This window comes from Paenibacillus sonchi, from assembly GCF_016772475.1.
GTDB lineage: Bacteria > Bacillota > Bacilli > Paenibacillales > Paenibacillaceae > Paenibacillus_AQ > Paenibacillus_AQ sonchi.
The window spans coordinates 1,588,440-1,606,397 of the sequence record NZ_CP068595.1 but is presented as its reverse complement, the minus strand read 5'-3'; the positions used below and the strand labels follow the sequence as shown (position 1 = coordinate 1,606,397).

The window sequence follows — 17,958 nt, the reverse complement described above, 5'->3', positions numbered from 1 at the left end:
CTTTATCTATTAAAGTGTTCCACGGTATAATTTGCTAATCGCGGATGGGAGGGGAGAGAGGATGAAGAAATATTGGCTGAGTATTGCAGGCAGCCTGCTGCTGGTTCTCATTCTTCCGCTGTTCTCAACCGTTCAACTGATAACGGATGCACAGAATAAGCCGGTTTTGCGGCATGGACTTATGGATCTGCGCGATTGGGACTTTGGATCGGATGGTCTGGTCAGGCTTAACGGGGAGTGGGAGTTCTACCGCAATATGCTGCTTGATCCCGAAGATTTCCAGCCGGGGGACGGGCCGCCGCCTGCTGCCTCCACAATGATCAATGTCCCGGATAAATGGAATGATTATATTTCCGCGAGCGGCAAAAGGACGGCTAAAGGCTACGCCACATACCGGATGCAGGCCTTGATCACGCCAGGAGAAACCGCCGTATACGGCCTGAGGACGAGCAATATCCGTACGGCAAGCAAAGTGTTTATGAACGGTCAGGAAATTGGAAGCAGCGGTATTCCGTCCAGTTCTGTCTCCGCCGGCAAGCAGAATAACATTCCTTATATGGGCTTTGCTTCTGTCGCCGGGGACAGGCTGGAGATCATTGTGCAAGTGTCCAATTACAGCTACTCTTCGGGCGGGATTGTCCAGCCGGTCATCATTGGAGACCAGACCGCCATTCTGAAGCACCGGGAATTTGCGCTGATTGCGGATGGCGCGGCGATGTGCGGTTTTTTCATTCTATCCATATTTCTGCTGATGTTCTCCAGAGTCAGGGAAGGCCGGGGAATCACGCTGCATCTGGGCCTGTTCTGCATGTCGGCGTTCGTGTATATTCTGACCCACGGAGAAAAGCTGATTGCCAGCGGCCTGCCCGGCCTGCCTTATGAAATCGTACTAAAGCTGCAGCTAATCTCTTCCACGCTGGTCTACTATTATCTGCTCCGGTACGTGGCCAACTCCATTAATTATCCGATGCCCCAGGCTGTGATGAAGGCTTCCAAGTTCATTACTTCCCTGCTGCTGGTTATCGCGGTATGCGTACCTGCCTATTATTTCAGCTTCCTGGAGACTCTGCTGCTCACCTGGGGTTCTGTCAGCCTCAGCTTTGTGCTCTATGTCATGGTCAAGGGCACCAAGCAGCAACCCAAAAATATGTTTCTCATGATGGTCAGCATTGAGAGCCTGAGTGTAGTGATTCTGTATTATCTGATCAGCATATCCCGTGTGCACCTCAGCTATAATGTGGTTTCTTACGAGATCGTCCTGTTCGGGTTCGTTCAAGCCATAGTAATGACCCGCAAATACAAGTCCTCGTTTCTTGAGGTAGAGCAGCTGTCCCGCCGTTTGGTAACCCTGGATGGCCTGAAGGACGATTTCATGGCGGATACCTCATATGAACTGCGCAAGCCTTTGCAGGGCATTGTGAATATGGCCCAGACACTGGGTGAAGGCGCTTCAGGATCACTAAGTCCGCAGCAAAAGGAACAGCTGTCCATGATTGTCTCGACGGGCAAACGCCTGGGCTCGTTAATCAACGACATGGCGGATTTCGCCAAGCTGAACCACGGGGATTTGTTTCTGAAGCGGCAGGCAGTGGATTTGCGTATGGTTGCTTCCTCTGTCATGGAGGTTACCAGCCACATATCCGCAAGGAGGGGCCTGGAGTTCAGGCTGGAGCTGCCGGAGCCGCTGCCGCTGCTGGAGACGGACGAGGAACGCCTGTCCCAGATACTGTTCAATTTGCTGGCAAACGCTGTGAACCATACCCATAAAGGTGTGATAACACTCTCTGCCAGGGTTATAGAAGAGTATGTGGCCGTCATCGTGGCGGATACCGGACAGGGGATTGCGCCTGAACGTCTGGGAACGATTTTTGATGCCTATGATCCAGATGCTGCGGACGCCAAAAAAACCTATCATGAGCTCGGTTTGGGCCTCAGCATTACCCAGAAGCTGGTGGAGCTGAACGGCGGAAGGATTGAAGTGCAATCTACCCCGGGGAAGGCTCGGAATTTACCTTTACACTGCCGATATTAAAGGAGAAAACAGCCTTTACGGATCAGGAGATTCTGGAGCCTACAGGATGGGAGTCTGCAGCCGCTATGGAAATGGAAGACGGGCTGCCCCATCTCCTTGGCGGAGAAGAATGCTGCTTCATTCTGATCGTGGATAATGATCCCGTCAACCGCCAGGTGCTGGCCAATGCGCTGCGTCTGGAGAATCATACGGTCATCACAGCGGAGAGCGGTCCCGAGGCGCTTTTGCAAATGCGGGATTTTCCTGAACTGGATCTGATTATTACCGATTGGGTCATGCCCGGGATGTCCGGCTTTGTTTTATGCAAGGCGATCCGCGAACGGTTTGTCCTTTCAGAGCTGCCTATTCTGGTGCTTACAGCCAGCAACCGGCCGGAGGACATCCAGGCTGCCTTTGAGGCGGGTGCCAATGATTACCTGAGTACACCGGTAGATCTTCGCGAATTCAAGGCGCGTGTGCGTACGCTGCTGGATATGCGCAAATCCATCCGCACCTCGGTACAGACGGAAATCGCCTTTTTGCAGGCCCAGATCAAACCGCATTTTCTGTACAATGCGCTGAATGCCATTATTTCGGTCTGCCCCGATGATCCTGATATGGCAACGGAGCTGCTCTTGGATCTAAGCCAGTATCTGCGCAGCAGCTTCGACTTCCAGAACCGCGGACAGACCGTGCCAATCGAGAAAGAGCTTGAGCTGGTAAGATCGTACCTTGCCCTGGAAAAAGCACGCTTTGATGACCGTCTCAACATTGTTTTTGATCTGCCGCAGGATACGATGGCGCTGGTGCCGCCGCTCTCCATTCAACCGATTGTTGAGAATGCCGTGAACCACGGGCTGATGCAGAAGGAATCCGGCGGTACTGTAACCTTGTCCATCAGACAGCTTCCCGGTCATCTGGTTGTTGCCGTAACGGATGATGGCATCGGCATGACGCTGGAGCGGATCGCTGATATTCTGTCGGAAGAGCGGTCCGAAGGAGGCATCGGCCTCCGCAACATTCAGCGCCGGCTGCTCAAAATGTACGGGGCAGGCCTGTCTGTCATAAGCATGCCGGACCAGGGGACGACGATTTCTTATACCATACCGAGAACGGGAACAGCCCGAGAATAGGAAACAAGAGGTGAATCTGGCCCATGAAGGCAATATTGATCGACGATGAGAAACCTGCGCTGCAGCACCTTGAACGCCTCCTGGCCAAGGATGGACGGCTGGAGATCAGCGGAAAGTATACCTCGGCACGGCTGGGCCTCCAGCACTTGCAGCAGGAGCGGGCCGATATTGTCTTTCTCGATATTGGCATGCCGGAGATGAACGGGCTTGAGGCAGCGGAGCATATCGCGGTCCTGGACCGCAGCATCCGTATCGTCTACATTACAGCCTACAGCGAGTATGCCATTGAGGCTTTTGAGCTGAACGCGATTGATTATCTGCTGAAGCCGGTAACCTCGCAGCGGTTAGGCAAAACGCTGGAACGGCTGGAGAGCCGTGAGAAGCAGTCGGCGAAGGAGGCGGAGTCCGCTGCAGAAGCGCGGGCCCTCTCCATTCTCGGCTTCAGGCGGCTGGAATTTCTGGACACCAGCGAACCTGGAAGGAAGCTGCAGTGGCGGACCAGCAAAGCGCAGGAGGTATTTGCCCTGCTGCTCCATAACCGCGGGCAATGGATACTTAAGGATACCATTGTGGATCTGGTCTGGCCGGACTTCAAGCCGGAGAAAGCGGTTACTAATCTGCATACAACGGTCTACCACATCCGCAAGCTGCTGAAGATCTGGGGGATGAATGTGCTTGTCGAGTTCTCGCAGGAGCGGTACCGTCTAACCTATGAGGACGTGTCCTTTGATGTGGAGGACTTCGTACGGGGCTGGCGCGGAACTCCTGTGGAGACGGATCAGGAGTGGGCCAGCCGGGATAAAGTGCTGTCCTTGTACCGGGGAGATTATCTGGATGAGCATCACTATGACTGGGCCGAGCCGAAGCGCAAGGAGCTGCAGACCGCCTATGTGCAGATGGCTCTCCGGTCTGCCGAATATGAACTGGGTTCGGCACGGCCGCGTGAGGCTTTGGCCCGGCTGTTGTCCCTGCAGGAGGCCGACCCGTATTCGGAAGAGATTTGCCGGCTGGCGCTCCGGAGCTATGCCGACCTGGGTGATTTTGTCGGATTCAGGAAACACTACGAGAAATTCAAAGCGCTTCTGCATAATGAACTGGGCATCCATCCCGGCAGCCTCATGGACAGCTGGGTTCAGAGAGTTCTATGAAGATATTGCCAATTATATTGTAAGGGCATAGAATTTAGTGGGACCTACCAGCGTTGACGGTTATCAATGCCGGGAGTCTGCTCGCGGCTAACCGGATTTCCCCGCTTGTGCTCTAGTTCGGGTACCTGTGCTTCCTGCAGGATAGAAATGAAACGAAATGGCGCTAAGAGCGTATCAGAAGCATAATAGTGATCAGGAAGGATGAGGAAAAAGTGGATAATGGCATGAATGTCATCCTGTTTGAAAAGATGCCGGAAGGCGAATTGCGTGTGATTGAGGAGCGCACCTGGAGCATGAACATGGTTGCGGCTCTGGAGCATGTCAATTATATTGTGGTCGGCAGCCGGGAGTACGAAGCTGTGGAAGGACGGCTGAATGTGGATGCGGGAAAGCTTGAGCTCCTGCTCGTTCCCATGCGGACAGAAGAATAATGTCAGAAGAGGAGGATCTCAAATTGGCGCAAGATGAACTAGCAAAGGAACCAGCCAAAGCACCAGTGAAGGAATCGGCGGCATCCAGACTATTCACCCCGGACGGCAAACCGATCCGGGTATTGTCTACGTCGCTGGGCATTGCCCTGCTGGCCAATGCCTTATTTATTCCGGGGGGAACCGCCGCGGCAAGCGGCAGCTCTGAGGAACCGACACTGGTGTCCTGGTCCACGGAGGAAGTCAAAGCTTATTTTGACAAAAATGTAGACTGGAACATCCCTTACCCGGAAGAAAACGCCGGAGAGGTGCTGCAGGAAGGACAAGGAGTAGTCACCTCAGGCGGAACAACGGTTATTAACAATTACGGCGGCTATAATTCCGGCTTCGGCTGGGATGATCTGCTGCTGTACCACATGCTGTTCAACAGCGGCTCATTTTATTCGTCAAGAAGCTGGTACAACGACCGTCCAACTTATTATGGCGGCACACGGACTAAGTACAAGGCTCCAAGCTATAACAGCGGCAGCTTCCAGAACAAGCCTGTAGCCGGTTCAGTGGTTAAGCCCCGTACCTCCACCTCGTCCACCGGCTCGATCACCAGAAGGAACACTTCGAGCAAGGCAGGCGGAGTCGGCGGCAAATCCAGCGGTCTGGGCTCGTCCAAGAGCGGCAGTTCCAGCAGCAAATCAGGCTCTACCTCAAGATCAAGTGCCGGCAAGAGCAGCTCCGGCAAAAGCGGTTTTGGCGGATGAGTCCTGCAGACAGCGTCTTTGAATACCTTGACCAGTCGGGGCTGGAACGGGCACCCCGTGTTGAACAGCTGCATAAGCTCGGATTTACCTGGGCTGACCTGGAAGATGAGGAGTACTGGCTTGACGCGGTTGCCGTGATGCGCGTTGAGACCTATAAGGAGCTGGAGGAGGCTTCCGTTAAGCTTTGGAGCATCCTCGACAAGGCCGTCCGCTATGTGCACCGGCGGCATGATTTGTATGAATTGCTGGGCATTCCTCCGGTACTGTGGCAGATGCTGGATGACACTCCGCTGCCGGAGCCGGGGCTGATCAGCCGGTACGCCAGATTCGATTTCGCCGTAGCCGGCGACGGCACGATCAAGCTGCTGGAGCTGAATGCGGATACACCCACCGGCTATGTGGAAGCATCGGTTGCTACGCCGTGGATCTGCGGGCAAGCCGGTATTTCAAGCCGGAACAACGGCATGAAGGAACGGTTGGCCGCTGCCTGGAGCATCGAACAGCCGGATACGGCGGCTTGTGTCGCTTACGGAACCCATCAGGAGGATTCCGGAACGATTGAAGCGCTGGTGGCGCACAGCGGTCTGGACATCCGCTGCGTCGACTGTCTGGATCTGTGGATCGACGAAGGCACGGTCAGGGATGCGGAGAACCGGATCATCAGGCGGATGTTCGCCCTCTATCCGAAGGAATGGATGGCGGTGGACGACGGCGGAGAGGCGCTTGCCTATGCCATTGAGAGCGGACAGCTTCAGCTGTTCAACGGTCCGCACAGCATCCTGCTGCAGTCCAAGGGGCTGATCGCCGCCGTATGGGGGATGTATGAGCTGGGGCTGCTCTTCAGCGAGGACGAACGCCGGGCGATAGCCAGCTACATTCTTCCAACCTACAACAAGCCGGTATTCTCCGGCAGCTTTGTATCCAAATCCGTCTTCGGCCGTGAAGGCGGTTCGGTGCGGATCTTCGATGACAGCGGGGCGCTGGAGCTTGCCGATGAGGACGGCTTCGACAGCAGCGTGCTGTTCCCGACGGTATATCAGAAGCGGGCGGAGCTGGCCCGTATCCAGACCCCGGAAGGGGAGCTTCACCTGCTGACCGGCATGTTCGTGATCAACGGCGTGCCTTGCGGGCTTTTGGGCCGCGCAGGCGGACCGATTACAGGCAACGCCAGCCATTTTATCGCGCTAGGAGTGAGGGAGCTTGAAGATGAAGAGGGATAGAAACCGCTGGAGCGGGACGTACAGCAAAGTTCGTGCTGGAGCAATGCTTGGCATGCTGTTGATGGCAGTGCTGCTGCTTGGCGCATGTTCCGGCAACCCGGACAGTGTATTTCATACGGATACGGAATCGACCGACAGCGTATCGCGCGTGCCGTGGGACTACCGGGTGGTGGAAGGCACGGTGGGCGACCTAATCGGCAGCGACATGACGGTACTTCCGGATAATGAGATGCTTCCGAACGACGGCAATTATGCCACCGGCGACAAGATATGGACCCTGCAGTTTATGGATGCCGAACTGGTAACGGACGCGGATCAGAAGAACGATATCCGCCTGTCTTCCTGGACCACGATCAAATCGTATGCTGACCAGAAGACGGCTGCCGAAGATTTGACCCGTCTGAAGGTGTCCATTACGACAGATGTGGATCTTGTCGGCGTGTACAAGACAGAGTACAAGAACAAAACCAGAAATTTTGCCGTGGTTGAGCTGCCTTCCGGCAACCGGATCAAGCAGCCGATCGACGATAAGCGGTATAAAGCGCTGGAGAAACAAAAGAAAGCCTCCGTGGTGCTGGAGGAAGTGCATGATTTCGCCGATTATGATTCGGCCTACGCAAAATTTCGGGGGTGGGCAAAATGACGATTGTTATTAATCTGGTAGTGAGTGTGTTGACGATTATTCTGCTGCAGGTACTCGGGATGGTTGTATTCACCCTGATGACTCCGTTCAAGGACATGGACGAGTTGAAGAAAGGCAATGTGGCTGTAGCCCTGGCCCTAGGGGGCAAGTTTCTGGCTACGGCGATTATCCTTGGTGTGGCGGCATATACAAATACCTCGATCTGGTTCATGATGCTCTGGTTCGCGGTAGGCTATGTCTGCCTGATTGCCGCCTACTGGATCTTCGAGCTGTTCACGCCGGGCTTCAAGATCTCGGATCATCTGAAGCAGGGGAATGTTGCCGTAGGCGTGATGCTCTGCCTGGTGTTCGTCGGTACGGCCTTTGCCGTCAGCAGTCTGATCATTTAAGCTGATGCATTTTCTGCTGCGTTTGTCCGGCAAGCTGATGCGTCTGAAGAAGAAGTCCATTGGGTTGATAATCCTGGCTTTTGTATTAATTAGCGCAACTATTGCCTTTTTATTGGAGCCGGGAACCTTTAGTAACTGGTTTAATGCTTTTTATTGGGTCATGACAACGATGTCCACCGTGGGCTACGGCGACTTTTTTGCCGCCACGGTGGCGGGTAAGCTGTTTACCATGTTTCTGTATGTTTTTGGCATAGGGCTGCTCAGTTTGGTTATCGGGAAGATTATTGATGCCATGGGGGAACTGCAAAGAAGGAGAGGAGCCGGGACGTTGAGCTTTCACGGGAAAGACCATGTGGTACTGATCAATTGGAACCGCAAAACGCAAGCCGCTGTTGACGAGATTCTCTGCTATACGCCGGACTGCCGGATTGTCATTATTGACGAGAGCGGCCAGCATCCGCTGCAGCAGATGGAGCATGTCCACTTCATCAGCGGCGACCCTTCCAGCGACGATATCCTGCTGAAGGCTGGTATTCAAGGAGCCAAGGCTGCCATTGTATTCGGGGATACGCGGATCGACGAGGCTTCCCTGACGGACGGCAAAACCCTGCTGATCGCCTCCAGTATTGAGCGGATTGCCCCGCAGGTACATACCACTGTTGAGATTATGCAGGAGAAGAACATCCAAAACTTCCGCCATGTCCATGTCAATGAATTCGTGCTGTCGCACGATGCTATTTCAAGACTGGCTGTCCGCTCCGCGCTGCAGGAAGGGAACTCCGAGGTCATCACCCAACTGCTCAGCCGGGAGCATGGGGATGACATCTATGAGATTCCGCGGGATGCCGCCTGGCATACCTATGGCGATGCTTTTCAGGCCCTGCTGCGCCGGGGGGCGACGCTGCTGTCAGACCGGGGAGATATGGGCATCAACCGCAAGCTGGATCAGCCGATCCCGCAGGACGCCAGGCTCTATATCGTCTCGGATGAGGAGACTTACCGGCAGATCAAGGGTTAGGAGACAGGCCTCAAATCTTATTATAACTAGAGAGCTGTACGGGTCAGGCTGGCCCGGGCAGCTCTTTCTTGTTATCTGGGAAACAATGCCGATTTCAGCCGTGACGGTGGTATAAACATGAAAATTGCAGATGGGCAGTGACCGGAGTTCCAAGCGTTTTCTGTTGATAGTTGGAAAAAGGGAGCTTATTTTTGTGAAAAATCAACAGTTGTGAGAGTTAAGTGGAAAAAGGGAGCTTAATTGTGCTGCTTTTCTCCGTCTGGGGCGAAATGAGCTGAATTAGTGTACCTTTTTCCACTTCATCACCGGAGAATAGGTGCGCTGGGGCGAATTAGTTAACCTTTTTCCAGCTAGCGTTTGCGGGGGAGCGGGAAGGGGAAAACGGCTACACCGTCCAGTGAAGCACGGCGCAGCCGTTTGTTCCAGAAAAAATTGCATCTTTCATTGAATTTGACACATAATGATCAATTGTATGCTTAATTCTGTGACTTATATTACCGTTATATTATATAGAAAACATATGGTTTTCTTAAGGATGTGATGGATTGACAAGCAAACGCAGCGCAGCAACCTTACTTGTACTCTCTCTCCTGCTGGCTTCCTGCAGCGGCAAAGAAGCTGCTACCGGACCCGCCGCCACAGCGGGGGAGACGCTAACCGCATCGCCATCGCCATCGGCCGTTACCAGCCGGAGTATGGATCACCGGAAAGAGCGGCAGGAGCTGAGCACATTTATTGCGAAACAGCTTACCGGTCCCTACGGCGTGTATACGAACCTGCTGGAGACAGACCAATCCGGGGAAGCGGCCACCGGTCATGAGGTGCTGAGCGAGTCTGCCTCACTCCTGATGAGCGCAGCTGCGCTTGCCGGTGATAAGCAGCAGTTTGCCGGCCAGTGGGCTTTGGCGCAGCAAACCTTTGACATGGAAGGCGGCTTCAGCTACCGCTACAGCCCCAGGCAGCAGAAGCGGTATCCTGTGAATGCTGCGGTGGATGACCTGCGGCTGATTGGCGCCCTGTATGAGGCGGGGGCAGTTTTTGATGAGCCGGCTTATACGGAGCAGGCAGATAAATACGGCCAGCGATTCTATGACAATAATGTAAAAGAAGGATATATGTATGATTTTTACGACAATGTTTACAAAACTACGAACAACTTCGTAACTTTGTGTTATATTGATTTGGGCATATTGCGAAAACTATCGATATCCAGCGAATTACGCGGTATATTAATGCATAACATGGATGGAATTCTGGAGGAAGGCTACCTCTCGGATGCTTTCCCTTTCTATGAGACAAGATTCGATTATCATACGGGAGCTTACAGCTCTGATAATATCAATACGGTGGAATCCCTGCTGAGCATTCTGCATTTGACCGAGACAGGCCAGCAGAAGCCTGCGAGTATCCGCTATATCAAGGAACAGGTCGCGGCCGGAACCCTGTACGGGCAATACTCCCGTGACGGGAAGCCGCTGAACGATATCCGCTCCACCGCGATTTACGCTCTGGCGGCCATGATCGGCGCTGAGGCCGGAGACGACTCACTCTATCAAGCAGCGATTGCGAGAATGAATGAATTCCAGATTCGGGATGCGGACAGTCCGCTGTCCGGGGGATTCGGCAATACGGACACCGGACAGGCCTATTCTTTTGACAATCTTATGGCTTTATTGGCCTATTCTTATTCACTCTAAACCACAGTAACGAAGGTGAGCCCGCATGATTGAAGACAACCTTGTAAAAACAACGCTGCGGCAGCAGATCATGCCCGCCGGACTGCGGGTCTCGCCCGCTTTTGCAGCAGCCTTCGGTGTACTGCTGGTTACGGTTATTGCTTTGTTTACAGCTCCTTACATAGGAATGGCCGACAACGGCGACTTTTTCCGCAACATTTACAGCAATGGCCTCTATTTCAACCTGCCTGACTATGACAGCAAGTATTTTGGCTATTTCGTGAAGCATTTTGGAATCTATCAGTACTATAACGAGAATGGCGCGACCCTGGATTCCTCCCAGTCTTTGTTCATCAAGCTGTCTATGGGTCTGAATAAGCTGGTCTTCAGCAGCACCGTGTTCGACATCCGTTTTCAGGCAGCCATTTACACGGTTCTTTATGTTGCTGCCATCTATCTTTTAATCGAGGCGGTCACCTGCAAAATGTCGCGCAAGCAAGGCATGATTATTGCCGTTATCGCCGTTTTGGTGTTCGGAGATACGGGATACACCGCCTATTTCAACTCTTTTTACAGTGAAAGTGTCGTCATGATCATGATGATCTTCGTGTTCGCCTCCTGGCTGCTGCTCTACCGCAAAAGATACAACGACTATGCTCTTCTCGGCCTGTTCGTCCTCAGCAGCATCATTTTGACGACCTCGAAGCAGCAGAATGCCCCGGTGGGGATGATTATTGCTGTGCTCGGAATATCGCTCGTCTGGATCCGGCGGGACCGTCTGTTCCGCAGCCTGACGCTTGTCTCCATGGCGCTGCTGATGTTGGCCGGAATAGCTACCTACCTGAACATCTCCAAAGAATTTGTGAATATCAACCAATATCATGCCATGACCCGGGGGTGCTGAAGGAATCCTCCAATCCGGAAACAACGCTGAAATCATTCGGAATCGATGAGCAGTACGCCATTCTGAAGGGCAGCATCTATTACGAGCAATATGGGACGGTGGATGTGAATTCGCCAATGCTTGAAAAGGATTTCTACAGCCGCTACGGTTTTGGCTCTATCCTCAAATACTATGCAACGAATCCCGACCAGCTTGGTTCCATTCTGAATGTGGCGGCCCGCAGCGCTTTTTCGATCAAGCCTGCGGCGATGGGCAATTATGAAGAGTCGGAAGGCAAGGCTTTCCGGGCCCAGAGCCATTTTTTACGGCCTACAGCCTGCTTAAGCAAAAGCTTGCACCCAAAACCTTCGGCTTCATCCTGCTCTGGATGGCGCTGGTTATTGGCCTCTATATGCCTTCCTTCGTGAAGGCCGTCAAAGCCCGGAATATGCGGGCCTTACAGCGGATGGTGCTGATTCTGGCCAGCATGGGGGTCGGCCTGTCGGGGATTTTCGTCTCGATTATCGGAGCGGGGGACGCCGACATTTCGAAGCATGAATTCCTGTTCACTTTATGCTTCGATTTGGTCACCTTCATGCTGGCGGCTGATGTGATTGGCCGCAAGGTGTCGGCCGGCCGCCATCCTGCGGCCAGCAAGGCAGGGCAATATCCTGAGGTGCAGAAGGGTGTGAGCGCTTGAACCAACGGAGGATTGCCCGTCTGCTGCTGCCGCTGATCGTTACTGTTCTTGTACTGCTGTCTGCCGCTCCGCCGGTACAGGCCCGGGCTGCGCAGGACGCCTCCGCTCCGCAGAGGGTGCTGCTTCTATACGACAGCCTGGGCAAAGGCACTGTTCGGGAAGGCAATGTAAGTGAGCTGCAGCGGCTGCTGTCCGCCATGGGCTGCCAGGTGACACTTCTCAGCCTCGATCATTACGAGCCGGGGACTATGGATTCTTTTACCCGGGTCATCACGGTAATGAATGCTGCGGATCTTGCTCCTGCGGACCGGAGTTATCTTGAGGATGCGGAGCGCTATACGGGGCAGGCACTGCATGTAGGCTATCATCCTCCCGCCAGGCTGTTGAAGGACATGCAGCTGACTGCAGGAACCGCAGATGAAGACCTTGCCGATCTCACGGTTGGGGAGTTCACTGCTTCTGATCTTCAGGTAAGGGGGATGGCTTATATCGCGGCCGTGAAGGCGGAACGCACCTATGGCAGCTTTACCCTGAAGAGCAGCGGCCGGAAGCTGCCTTTTGCGGCCTCGGCCGGAAGCTATACGTATGTCCCTTATCTGGAGCGGGACAATGCCAGTGTCGTGGGCATGGCCTCTGTGCTTAGGGAATGGCTGGGGAACAAGACTGTACCGCAGACCTTTCTTGTCTTGAGAGAGATCTATCCGTTCTCCGACCTTGACCTGCTGGAGGCGGCGGCAGACCGTCTATACAAGTCGGGGATTCCGTTTATCGCCAGTATCCGCCCGGTGTTCAGTAACACCGATTTTCCGGCGATGCAGCGCTACCTGGACGCCCTGAAGGTGGTTCAGTCGCGGAATGGCAGCATTCTGGTGAATGCGCCGGAGGTAATGCCCTCCATTAACAGCAGTGATCATACGCTCGGGCGGAAGATGAGCGGATTTGTGAATCTGCTGGTGAAGAACGGCATTGCGCCGCTTGGCATCGGTGCGAACCTATATTGGGCGTATGACAGGGAGTATGCGGAAGCGGGCATGGGCTTTTTCGACTCCGCTGTGCTGTTCCCGGACGAGACTGTCCTGCATATGGAACAGACGAATGTCTCCAAGGCATTCGCTTCCTCTCTCTACAGTCTGACACCGGAGTACCTGCAGCGGCTGGAGCACCACGGCCATGCCATGCCGCAGCTGCCGCTGAATACAGCAGTAACCGCAGAGCTTCCTGAAGATGAAGCCGGCCTGGATGCGCTGCTGCAGACACTGGAACGGCAGTGGATCTCTTTTGCCGATTATAAGCAGGGAGGGCACCAAACCGTTACGGATGAGAATACGGTGGTCTCGGAGGATGGGGTGGTTCTGGTGAACGGCACCCCTCTGAATGTCGGTTATGCCCCGGAGGCCATAAGCAGTGATTATCAATACAAGGAAGAGCAGGTCCGCAGCTTCACGAAGCTGTTCAGTGTGCAGAGCAAATTTTTTATCATAGTGATTATTGTGACCCTGCTGCTGTTCGGAGGCCTGCTCTCTATCGGGTACAGGCTGTACCGGAAGAAATATTTGAAATAATGAAAATTGGATGTAGGAGAACAAAATGACGATCTCGGATGTGCTGATGGTGATTGCGGTGATCTGCATCTGGTCCCTGCTGCTGGTCAACGTGGCTCTGATTATAGCGGGCTATCTGTACTATATTAAAACCGAAAATGAGAATGTCCCGGAGATTAAGGGCGAGTATCCGTTTGTTACGATTATGGTGCCTGCACACAACGAGGGCGTTGTGATCAGCAAAACCGTCGAATCCCTGCTGGCGCTGGATTACCCGCATGACCGGTACGAGATTATTGTGATCAATGACAACTCCTCCGACAACAGCGCTGAGCTGCTGGGCCGCATTCAGAGCCGCCAGCCGGAGCGCAATCTGATTATCATCAACACGGATGCGGTCACGGGGGGCAAAGGAAAGTCCAATGCGCTGAACATCGGCTTCACCCGCAGCCGGGGAGAATTGATTGCAATCTATGATGCGGACAATACGCCGGAGCGGACCGCGCTGAGGTATCTGGTCGCCGAGATCATGAATGATGCCACGCTCGGTGCGGTGATCGGCAAATTCCGGACCCGCAACCGTGATGCGAGCCTGCTCACCCGGTTTATTAATATTGAGACGCTGTCGTTTCAATGGATGGCCCAGGCCGGGCGCTGGAAGCTGTTCAAGCTGTGCACGATCCCCGGCACCAACTTCATTATGCGCAGGTCGATTGTGGAGAGCATCGGCGGCTGGGATGTCAAAGCAATCGCTGAAGACACGGAGATCAGTTTCCGCATTTACATGATGGGCTACCGGATCAAATTCCAGCCGAAATCCGTCACCTGGGAGCAGGAGCCGCAGACCGTGAAAGTCTGGTTCAAACAGCGAACGCGCTGGGCCAAGGGAAATATCTATGTCATTGTCAAAAACATTCCGCTGCTGTTCGACCGCTCGGCGGCCAAAATCCGTTTCGATATCCTGTACTATCTGTCCATCTACTTCCTGCTGCTGATTTCGCTGGTCACCTCGGACCTGCTGCTTGTGCTGCATGCGATGGGCTATGTGCATACGACCATTGCCGGACTCAGCAGCTTCTTGTGGCTGCTTGCGATCATCCTGTTTGTAGTGGGCATCTTCGTCACGCTGACGACAGAGAAGGGCGAGATGAGCCTGTCCAATCTCTGGATCATTCTGCTGATGTATGTATCCTACTGCCAGCTGTGGATGGTCGTTGCCGCTTACGGGCTATACAACTATCTCAAAGATGTCATCTTCAAACGGGAAGCCAAATGGTACAAGACGGAACGCTACTAGGCCTCTGCAGGCCAAGAAATCAGTGAAACAGGAGATACGGACTATGAACAAAAAACAGATCATGATGTGGGCGCTCTGCCTCTCCCTTTTCCTGATCCCGCTCCAGGCGGCTTCCGCAGCAGCGGCGGTCCCGGGCGACGGAAGGCTGACGTACGAGACAACGTTTACCGGCAGCGACAGTTCACTTACGGGAACAAGCTCGCAGCAGCAGCAGTATTTCACAGTAATGGATTACTGGAATGTGCAGGACCTTAAGGTCAATCTGCATTTTCAGGTTTCACAAATCACCGAAGACCAGATTTCCAGTGTCACACTGTCCCTGAACGGCAGTCCTTTCTACTCCTTCAGGCCTTCTTTGCAAAACAACGGGGAGCAGAGTGTGACCATTCCGGCACCAAAGAGCTTTTTGAAGCAAGGAGTGAATACGCTAAGCATTCAGGGCTACCTGCGGACAGCCGCAGAGAATAACCAGGTCTGCTACGTGGACAACACACCGGATAATTGGCTGCATCTGTTCAACACCTCCAGTGTTGCGGTAGCCTATATGCCCAAAGCCCTGGATGGGGGAATCAGCGATTTCAGCGAGCGGTTCTCCGGTATGGATTACGTGAAAAGAGGCCAAAGCCTCCTGAGTGTGCCGGGCCATGCCAGCGGTTCTGAACTGGAGGCGGCCACCTATGCCTTATCAGGCTTCGCCAAGGCCAATACCTTAGCTGACAAAACGCTTCCGCTGCTGCCTTACACTGAAGAAGCCGTCAGAGACAGGGGGCTTGTGGTGCTGCTGGCCCTGGCGGACCATATACCGGGTGGGCTGAAGCATCAGCTTGATGCTTCCGTAGACCTGGAAGAGCATGCCCTTATCCAATTGCTGGACAAGGATAGCCGGCCTACGCTGGTCGTCACTTCCAAAGATGAGAGCCTGCTGATCAAGGCCGGGCGGCTGCTCGCCAACCGTCAGCTGGTCAGCCAGATCAGCAGCGACAAGAAGGTCATTGATGATGCCACCGATGTGTCATCACCGGCTTTGGCTATCAGCTCCAATGTGACCTTTACCGAAACCGGAGATAAGCTGACCGGTCCGAACCATCAGGAACAGACCTACTTCGTCACGCTGCCTTCGAACCGTTCGATTGCCGATTCCGGCAAAATCAGCCTTGATTTCCGCTATGCGGAGAATCTGGACTTCGGCCGCTCGCTGGTGACGGTAAGCATCAACGATACACCGATCGGCAGCAAGCGGCTGACCAAGGAGCTGGCAAACGGCGATATACTGAATCTGGCGATCCCGCAGAGCCTGAATATCTCCGGCAATTTCTCGGTGACCGTGGCATTTGATCTGGAAATGAACAATGCCATCTGTACCCCGAATACGGGGGAAATGCCCTGGGCCTACATCAGCAAGGAAACTGCGATGCAATTGAACACCAAGGACCGCACGGATTTGCTGTTCAACAATTATCCGTATCCGTTCCTGCGGGATGAGATCTACAACCATGTGGCGGTGGTGCTTCCGCAGAAAATGGACAACTACACGTACCGGAGCCTGGCGAATATTTTCAATCTGTTGGGTCAATATGCAGGCGGCAATACAGGGGATGTCCACTTTTACACGGATGCTGTCAGTGCAGAGAATCTGAAGAACAACAATATAATCGCCATCGGCTCCTATAAAGATAACAAGGTGATCCGTGACAACAATGACAAGCTGTATTTCCGGTACAGCAAGGATGGGTCCACGATTCTCTCCAATGAGAAGATCAGCATCGATGAACAGTATGGGGCGGAGATCGGCACGCTGCAGCTGCTGGAATCCCCGTATGAGAACGGGCGGGGCTTCATGGCAGTAACCGGAGTCAGCACGGAGGATATGTATCTGGTCTCTAAGCTGATCGCGAGCGATAAGGACAAATGGAAGGTATATGGCGACGGGGTGACCGCTGACAAGGACGGCAACGTCAGCGCATACCGCTTCAAAACGATTACAGGAGCCGGCAAGGACTCTGTGATTTCGCAAATCACGGAACGCAGCGAGGTGCTGGGCTTCGTGGTGGCGGTTGTGCTTGCGGTCACGCTGGTGCTTGTCTCGCTGCTTCTGCTGTTCCGCAAACATATGAAGAAACGGGGGGATAAGCGTGAGACGTAACCGCAGCAGCCTTTTTTCCGATCTCGCTTTTCTGGTGTTCCTGGTGCTGAACTTCATATGTATCGTCTTTATCGCAGGTTCGCCCGATCAATACATCCAGAACATTATTATTTTGAATATTGCTTTTCTGCTGGCGCTGGTTACCTATTTCACTACCGTGACTGCGGGGCTGGTGCTGAATCTGGCGTTTATTTTCGGTTACGGCTTCTTCGTCCTCTACCAGACGGTGTCGGAGGGCGGGACTATTGGCGTCAATACGTATTTCTGGCTGATTATGACCCCGCTGCTTACAGTAGTAATCTGGGTTTTTGCATCCAGAACCCGGGAGCTTCAGGCCGAGAATGAGCGGCTGGAGATAAGAACGGCCAATCTTGCCGCCGTCGACGAGAACACCGATCTGCGGAACATTATTTCTTTTCAAAAGGATGCCAGCTTGTTCACGGGAATCTCCACCCGCTACAGCATTCCGCTGACACTGCTGGTGGTCAAGGTAAAGTATTGGAGTGAAATTCGCCGCCTGATCCCGGAGGAGCAATTGTCCGAGGCGATCTACGATGTGTCCCAGCTCAGCCAGTCCAGTATCCGCACCAATGATGCGCTGTATCTGCTGGACAAGGAGGACGCCACTTGGGGGCTGCTGCTGTTCACGGACCGCGAGGGGGCCAAGATTGTCATTGAGCGGATCAAATTCAAGCTTCAGGAATTGAATGATACAGAGTTCTCGGCCAAATACAAGGTGAATCTGGGGCTGAAAATCGGGGCTGTGCAATATGAGGCAGAAACGGTTGAGAACCCGTTCGATTTCATATTGCAGGCCAAGAAACAGCTGGAGTATGATGTGTAGCCGTTAAATAGTCTGTATCTGTATAGATAGCGGTGAGCGCGCTGGCGGGCTCACCGCTATTTGGTTTGTTTGCCCTTAAGGAGGCGGCTTGGAAACAACGGCAGAAATGCCGTTGTTGGAGGTGCGGCG

Annotated in this window: 14 protein-coding genes and 1 pseudogene; all 15 read left to right on the top strand. The window is 53.7% G+C overall.

Features of this window, described 5'->3' with window-relative positions; translation table 11 throughout:
• The first annotated feature begins 61 nt into the window (after window positions 1–61).
• Window positions 62–2,032: a sensor histidine kinase gene (locus JI735_RS07350; protein ID WP_202677259.1), complete on the top strand. Its 1,971-nt coding sequence runs from the start codon at window positions 62–64 to the stop codon at window positions 2,030–2,032.
• A 71-nt stretch (window positions 2,033–2,103) separates the two neighbouring features.
• Window positions 2,104–3,144: a response regulator gene (locus tag JI735_RS07345; protein WP_233476301.1), complete on the top strand. Its 1,041-nt coding sequence runs from the start codon at window positions 2,104–2,106 to the stop codon at window positions 3,142–3,144.
• Window positions 3,145–3,167: 23 nt separating this feature from the next.
• Window positions 3,168–4,292 (top strand): response regulator, encoded by a 1,125-nt coding sequence (locus tag JI735_RS07340; protein WP_039837398.1) that lies wholly within the window; start codon window positions 3,168–3,170, stop codon window positions 4,290–4,292.
• A 224-nt stretch (window positions 4,293–4,516) separates the two neighbouring features.
• The gene (locus JI735_RS07335) at window positions 4,517–4,723 is read left to right on the top strand and encodes a hypothetical protein (RefSeq protein ID WP_039786996.1); all 207 of its coding nucleotides are present in this window, start codon (window positions 4,517–4,519) and stop codon (window positions 4,721–4,723) included.
• 23 nt (window positions 4,724–4,746) lie between these two features.
• The gene (locus JI735_RS07330; RefSeq protein ID WP_039837397.1) at window positions 4,747–5,475 is read left to right on the top strand and encodes a hypothetical protein; all 729 of its coding nucleotides are present in this window, start codon (window positions 4,747–4,749) and stop codon (window positions 5,473–5,475) included.
• The gene (locus tag JI735_RS07325; protein ID WP_039837396.1) at window positions 5,472–6,695 is read left to right on the top strand and encodes a glutathionylspermidine synthase family protein; all 1,224 of its coding nucleotides are present in this window, start codon (window positions 5,472–5,474) and stop codon (window positions 6,693–6,695) included. The genes JI735_RS07330 and JI735_RS07325 overlap by 4 nt, the downstream gene beginning before the upstream one ends.
• Before the next feature lie 43 nt (window positions 6,696–6,738).
• Window positions 6,739–7,338, top strand: a complete 600-nt coding sequence (locus JI735_RS07320) for a signal peptide protein (protein ID WP_408638047.1) — start codon at window positions 6,739–6,741, stop codon at window positions 7,336–7,338.
• On the top strand, window positions 7,335–7,727 hold the full coding sequence (locus JI735_RS07315; protein WP_020427415.1) for a DUF350 domain-containing protein: 393 nt from the start codon (window positions 7,335–7,337) through the stop codon (window positions 7,725–7,727). Before JI735_RS07320 ends, JI735_RS07315 begins: the two co-directional genes overlap by 4 nt.
• A gap of 4 nt (window positions 7,728–7,731) precedes the next feature.
• Window positions 7,732–8,745 (top strand): potassium channel family protein, encoded by a 1,014-nt coding sequence (locus JI735_RS07310; RefSeq protein WP_039837394.1) that lies wholly within the window; start codon window positions 7,732–7,734, stop codon window positions 8,743–8,745.
• Between the two features lie 545 nt (window positions 8,746–9,290).
• Window positions 9,291–10,442 (top strand): hypothetical protein, encoded by a 1,152-nt coding sequence (locus JI735_RS07305; protein ID WP_039837393.1) that lies wholly within the window; start codon window positions 9,291–9,293, stop codon window positions 10,440–10,442.
• A 25-nt stretch (window positions 10,443–10,467) separates the two neighbouring features.
• Window positions 10,468–12,004, top strand: a pseudogene (gene wsfD / locus JI735_RS38115) (glycan biosynthesis hexose transferase WsfD).
• Entirely contained in the window at window positions 12,001–13,566 is a 1,566-nt protein-coding gene (locus JI735_RS07295; RefSeq protein ID WP_202677255.1) for a hypothetical protein, read from the top strand. The pseudogene wsfD and the gene JI735_RS07295 overlap by 4 nt, the downstream one beginning before the upstream one ends.
• A 25-nt stretch (window positions 13,567–13,591) precedes the next feature.
• Window positions 13,592–14,842 (top strand): glycosyltransferase family 2 protein, encoded by a 1,251-nt coding sequence (locus JI735_RS07290; RefSeq protein ID WP_039837388.1) that lies wholly within the window; start codon window positions 13,592–13,594, stop codon window positions 14,840–14,842.
• 43 nt (window positions 14,843–14,885) lie between these two features.
• Complete coding sequence (locus tag JI735_RS07285; protein WP_039837387.1) at window positions 14,886–16,985, top strand: cellulose biosynthesis cyclic di-GMP-binding regulatory protein BcsB; 2,100 nt, start codon at window positions 14,886–14,888, stop codon at window positions 16,983–16,985.
• A complete protein-coding gene (locus tag JI735_RS07280; protein ID WP_039837386.1) occupies window positions 16,975–17,829 on the top strand; it encodes a diguanylate cyclase domain-containing protein in 855 nt (284 codons plus the stop codon). Before JI735_RS07285 ends, JI735_RS07280 begins: the two co-directional genes overlap by 11 nt.
• Window positions 17,830–17,958: the final 129 nt, after the last annotated feature.

Excerpts from the sequence above, each read along its gene's own strand:
- JI735_RS07340 (WP_039837398.1), top strand. The coding sequence starts at position 3,168 with ATGAAGGCAATATTGATCGACGATGAGAAACCTGCGCTGCAGCACCTT.
- JI735_RS07285 (WP_039837387.1), top strand. The coding sequence starts at position 14,886 with ATGAACAAAAAACAGATCATGATGTGGGCGCTCTGCCTCTCCCTTTTC.
- JI735_RS07315 (WP_020427415.1), top strand. The coding sequence starts at position 7,335 with ATGACGATTGTTATTAATCTGGTAGTGAGTGTGTTGACGATTATTCTG.
- JI735_RS07320 (WP_408638047.1), top strand. The coding sequence starts at position 6,739 with ATGCTTGGCATGCTGTTGATGGCAGTGCTGCTGCTTGGCGCATGTTCC.
- JI735_RS07350 (WP_202677259.1), top strand. The coding sequence starts at position 62 with ATGAAGAAATATTGGCTGAGTATTGCAGGCAGCCTGCTGCTGGTTCTC.
- JI735_RS07290 (WP_039837388.1), top strand. The coding sequence starts at position 13,592 with ATGACGATCTCGGATGTGCTGATGGTGATTGCGGTGATCTGCATCTGG.
- JI735_RS07310 (WP_039837394.1), top strand. The coding sequence starts at position 7,732 with ATGCATTTTCTGCTGCGTTTGTCCGGCAAGCTGATGCGTCTGAAGAAG.
- JI735_RS07335 (WP_039786996.1), top strand. The coding sequence starts at position 4,517 with ATGAATGTCATCCTGTTTGAAAAGATGCCGGAAGGCGAATTGCGTGTG.
- JI735_RS07325 (WP_039837396.1), top strand. The coding sequence starts at position 5,472 with ATGAGTCCTGCAGACAGCGTCTTTGAATACCTTGACCAGTCGGGGCTG.
- JI735_RS07345 (WP_233476301.1), top strand. The coding sequence starts at position 2,104 with ATGGAAGACGGGCTGCCCCATCTCCTTGGCGGAGAAGAATGCTGCTTC.